The sequence below is a fragment of the Cellulomonas biazotea genome, from assembly GCF_004306155.1.
In the GTDB taxonomy this organism is placed as follows: domain Bacteria; phylum Actinomycetota; class Actinomycetes; order Actinomycetales; family Cellulomonadaceae; genus Cellulomonas; species Cellulomonas biazotea.
Genome location: NZ_BIMR01000087.1, coordinates 1 through 4,704 on the forward strand (window position 1 = coordinate 1; position 4,704 = coordinate 4,704).

The window sequence follows — 4,704 nt, forward strand, 5'->3', positions numbered from 1 at the left end:
GCGCGGGGTCGGCCGACGCGGCGGCTGCGGTGCGCGTGCCCGCGTCCGTGCCCGCGTTCGTGCCTGCGTTCGTGCCGGTCGGGGCCGTCCCCACGGCGGACGCGTCGGGCGGCGGCGTCGGGGCCGGACGCACCACCGCGTGCCGGCCCGTGTCGGCCGGCGGCTCCGCGGTCGTGGGCGTCGGAGTCGTGGACGCCGGGCGGGACGGTCGGGTCACCGGGTCCGGGGCGGTCCCGGAGACGTCCGTCGGCGCGTCCGCCGGTCGGTCGGTCGGCGTCGGGGACGCCGCCGGGGTGTGCGACCCGTCCGTCGACGGGTGCTTCGGGTCGGAGGTGCTCATCGCGTCTCCTCGTTGGATGGCCGCACGTGCGCCTCGACGACGCCGTTGCGGTCACCGTATTGCCGCAGGCACCGCCTCGCCGTTCGGCGCGGCCGTGTCCCGCTGACGCCGGGCCGGCAGGCCCACCGCCACGACGCGGTGCGTCGAGCGCCCGCCGAGGTCCCGCAGGTCCGCGGGGACGTCGTCGCGGCGCACCGGGGGCAGCGACACCACGCCGTCCGGCACCGGCACCGGGGCGCGCACGCCGTACGCGTAGGCCGCGCCCACGAGGACCGCCCCGCCGACCAGGTTGCCCAGGCCCACGAGCGCGATGTTCCGGGCCATCTCCGCGACCGTCGCGCCCGGCAGCCCGCCGAACAGGCCCAGCGAGAACGTCGTCATGTTCGCGACCACGTGCTCGAAGCCCGAGGTGATGAACACCATGACGCACGCGAACACCATCGCGATGCGGGCGCCCTCCGAGCGCAGCCGCGCCGCGCACCAGATCGCCAGGCACACCAGCAGGTTGCACAGGATGCCGCGGACGAAGAGCTGCACCGACGACTCGGCCGCCTTGTGCTCCAGCATCGACGCGATCGTCGCGCCGCCCGCCGTCCCCGGTGCGAGCACGCCCGACGCGTGCACCAGCCCCGCGAAGACGATCGAGCCCAGCAGGTTGCCCGCCATGACCGCCAGCAGGGTCACGCCCGCGCGTCCCCAGTGCACCCGCCGCAGCAGCGCGCCCTGCGTGAGGATCATCATCGCGGACGTCGCGAGCTCCGCGCCGGCGACCACGACGATCGTCAGCGCGACACCGAAGACCAGGCCCTTGACCAGCGGCGCGAACGGCGAGCCCGCCGCCTCGAGCGGCCCGCCGGCCGTCGCGAGGATGAGCACGCCGATGCCGATGTACGCACCGGCCAGCATCGTCCGGACCAGGAACAGGCCGGGCGTCGTCGACAGCTCGACCTTGTGGTGCGCGGCGTCGGCCTGCGCCTGCACGGCGTCGGGGATCGGAAGCACCCGACCACTGTGCCCCCGCACGACGTCCGAGTCGTGGGACGAAAGGCTGCCCGGGAATCACCGGCCGTCCCGCCGCCGTTGGCTGCGACGTGACCCACCTGTTCTCGCCGCTGACGCTGCGCGGCACCACGTTCGCCAACCGCGCCTGGCTGGCCCCCATGTGCACCTACTCGGCCGTCGACGGCCACCCCGACGACTGGCACCTCGTGCACCTCGGCGCGCGCGCCGCCGGCGGGTTCGGCCTGCTGCTCGCCGAGGCGACCGCCGTCGTCCCCGAGGGGCGGATCTCGCCGCGCGACACCGGGCTGTGGGACGACGCGCACGTGGCGTCGTGGCGGCGGGTCACCGACTTCGTGCACGCGCGCGGCACCCGCGTCGGGGTCCAGCTCGCGCACGCCGGGCGCAAGGCGTCCACGCACGCGCCCTTCGCCGGCGTCGACGGCTCCGTCGGCCTCGACGACGGCGGCTGGGCCGCGGTCGGTCCGGGCGCCGACGCGTTCCCGGGCTACGCCGCGCCGACCGCGATGACGACCGAGCAGGTCGCCGCCGTCCCCGCGGCCTTCGCCGCCGCCGCGCGCCGTGCGCTCGCCGCCGGGTTCGACGTCGTCGAGGTGCACGCCGCCCACGGTTACCTGCTGCACCAGTTCCTCTCGCCGCTGACGAACACGCGCGACGACGAGTACGGCGGCTCGCCCGAGAACCGCGCCCGGCTGCTCGTCGAGACCACCGACGCCGTGCGTGCCGTCTGGCCCGACGAGCTGCCGCTGCTCGTCCGCGTCTCCGCGACCGACTGGCTGCCCGACGGCCTCGACGTCGCCGACGTCGCCGCCGTCGCGAAGGACCTCGCCGGGCACGGCGTCGACCTCGTCGACGTGTCGTCCGGCGGCAACGCGCCCGCGACCATCCCCGTCGGCCCCGGCTACCAGGTGCCCGCCGCGCGCACGATCCGGGAGACGTCCGGCCTGCCCGTCGCCGCCGTCGGGCTCGTCACGTCGCCCGAGCAGGCCGAGCAGGTCCTCGTCGACGGCAGCGCCGACGCCGTGCTGCTCGGTCGCGTCGCCCTGCGCGACCCGTCGTGGCCGCTGCGCGCCGCGCACCGGCTCGGGGTGCCGACCGGCGTCCTGCCCGCCGAGGACGGCGGGTCCGACGTCGTCGGGACGCCCGAGGTCACCGGGTGGCAGCCGCAGTACGTGCGGGGCGCCTGGCGCTGACGTCGCGCGGGCGGGTCGGCCGCTGGTCGGCCCGCCCCGTCGACGGTTCCGACGGTGGTCGGCCCGTCGTGGTCCGCCGGCGCGCCGAGGTCGGTCAGCGACGCGGGCTGAGCCGGGGCGCGCGCCGGCGCGTCCCGGTCCGCCGAGCGGTGGCGGTCGTCCGGGTCAGGACACCGCGGCGGCGTCGGCGCGGGCCTCGCGCTCGACCGCCGCCGCGACGACCGACGCCACGTCGGGGTGGAACACGCTCGGCACGATGTAGGTCGGGTTGAGCTCCTCGTCGCTCACCGTCGACGCCAGTGCGTACGCCGCCGCGAGCAGCATGCGGTCGGTGATCTTGTGCGACTGCGCGTCGAGCAGCCCCCGGAACAGCCCGGGGAACGCGAGCACGTTGTTGATCTGGTTCGCGAAATCCGAGCGGCCGGTGCCGACGACCGCCGCGTACTGGGCGGCGTCGTCCGGGTCGACCTCGGGACGCGGGTTGGCGAGCGCGAAGACGATCGCGTCGTCGCCCATCGTCGAGACGTCCTGCGCGGTGATGACGTCCGGGGCCGAGACGCCGATGAAGACGTCCGCCCCCGCCAGCGCCTGCGGGATCGTGCCGCGCACCCCGCGCGGGTTGGTGACCGACGCCGTCCACCGCAGCGACTCCGGCAGCCCGGGCCGGTCCGCGTGCACGACGCCCTCGACGTCGGCGACGACGACGTCGCGCGCACCCGCCGCGAGCAGCAGCCGCAGGACCGCCGTCCCCGCCGCACCCGCGCCCGACAGCACGATCCGGACCTCGCCGATGTCCTTGCCCACGACCTTGAGCGCGTTGGTCAGGGCCGCGACCACGACGATCGCGGTGCCGTGCTGGTCGTCGTGGAACACCGGGATGTCGAGCCGCTCCCGCAGCCGTCGCTCGACCTCGAAGCAGCGCGGCGCGGAGATGTCCTCCAGGTTGATGCCCGCGAACGCCGGGGCGATCGCCACGACCGTCTCGACGATCTGGTCGACGTCCGTCGTGTCGAGCACCAGCGGGAACGCGTCGATGCCCGCGAACCGCTTGAACAGGACCGCCTTGCCCTCCATCACCGGCAGCGCGGCGAGCGGGCCGATGTTGCCCAGCCCGAGCACGGCCGTCCCGTCGGTGACGACGGCGATCGTGTTGCGCTTGATCGTCAGGCGGCGGGCGTCCTCCGGGCGGGCCGCGATCGCCTCGCACACGCGCGCGACGCCCGGCGTGTAGGCCATCGAGAGGTCGTCGCGGTTGCGCAGCGGCACCTTCGACTCGATCGACAGCTTGCCGCCCAGGTGCATGAGGAACGTGCGGTCGCTGACCCGTTCGACGAGCACGCCGTGCAGGTCCTTGAGCACCTCGACGATGTCGGCCGCGTGCTGCTCGCCGCGCGTCGCGCACGTGACGTCGACCGTCATCCGCTCGTGCCCCGACTCCGTGACGTCGAGCGCGGTGACGATGCCGCCGGCCCGCTCGATCGCGGTGGTCAGCTCGCTGACCGCCGTCGGCCGGGCCTGCACCTGGAGCCGGGCGGTGATGGACGACGACACGCTCGGCGAGGCCATGAGGCTCATTGTGGCCCGTGGGCGGCCCGGCGGCAGGAGGTGGGACGTCCGACCTGTGCGCGTCGGGGCTGGTGGCGTGGGCTGTGGGCGGCTCGAGGACCGGGGGCGGGCTCGTAGGGTGGGCCGGTGCCCGCCGACCCCCTCGCCCCCCTCGTCGACCTGCCGGGCGTCGCCGCCGCGGTCGAGGAGGCCCGCGCCGCGTGCGAGCAGCTCCGCTGGCACGAGGCGTACCGGCGCCGGTGGCGCGAGGTGCGGGCCGAGGCGGGGCTGCGCAGCGCGCGGGCGAGCGCGGCCGTCGACGGGGCGCGCGTGCCGCTCGACGTGGTGCGCGGGCTCGCGACGACGGTCCGCGAGACGACCCCTTCGGAGCACCACCTCGCGGCAACGGTCGCGGCGGGGTCAGGGGGACCCGACGTCGGCGAAGGGCTCGGCGGGTCGACCGCTCTCGACCGGGGCGACCCGCACGTCGAACGGGCGCGCGGGGCGGTGCGGGCCGCGGCCGCCGTCGAGCGGCTCATGCCCGACCTGGGCGCGCGCGGCGCGTCGGCGCTGCCGCCGTTCGGGCAGCTGCTCGCCGGGCTGCAC

General features: G+C 76.1%; 3 protein-coding genes and 2 pseudogenes. 2 read left to right on the plus strand and 3 right to left on the minus strand.

Annotated elements, in window-relative coordinates; all coding sequences use genetic code 11:
* Together CBZ_RS21475 and CBZ_RS07130 are read right to left on the minus strand one after the other, a co-directional pair.
* Positions 1-340, minus strand: a pseudogene (locus CBZ_RS21475) (hypothetical protein); the annotation flags it as partial.
* Between the two features lie 51 nt (positions 341-391).
* Positions 392-1,342, minus strand: a complete 951-nt coding sequence (locus CBZ_RS07130; protein WP_176587342.1) for a formate/nitrite transporter family protein — start codon at positions 1,340-1,342, stop codon at positions 392-394.
* An 89-nt stretch (positions 1,343-1,431) separates the two neighbouring features.
* Between CBZ_RS07130 and CBZ_RS07135 the strand changes: the two genes are divergently transcribed.
* The gene (locus CBZ_RS07135; RefSeq protein ID WP_130780888.1) at positions 1,432-2,553 is read left to right on the plus strand and encodes an NADH:flavin oxidoreductase/NADH oxidase; all 1,122 of its coding nucleotides are present in this window, start codon (positions 1,432-1,434) and stop codon (positions 2,551-2,553) included.
* A gap of 165 nt (positions 2,554-2,718) precedes the next feature.
* Here CBZ_RS07135 and CBZ_RS07140 read toward each other — a convergent pair whose 3' ends face one another.
* Positions 2,719-4,119, minus strand: coding sequence for an NAD-dependent malic enzyme (locus tag CBZ_RS07140; RefSeq protein WP_130780889.1), 1,401 nt, complete (start codon positions 4,117-4,119; stop codon positions 2,719-2,721).
* 126 nt (positions 4,120-4,245) lie between these two features.
* On the opposite strand from CBZ_RS07140, the pseudogene CBZ_RS07145 reads away from it, so the two are divergent.
* Positions 4,246-4,704, plus strand: a pseudogene (locus tag CBZ_RS07145) (hypothetical protein); the annotation flags it as partial.

Excerpts from the sequence above, each read along its gene's own strand:
- CBZ_RS07140 (WP_130780889.1), bottom strand. The coding sequence starts at position 4,119 with ATGGCCTCGCCGAGCGTGTCGTCGTCCATCACCGCCCGGCTCCAGGTG.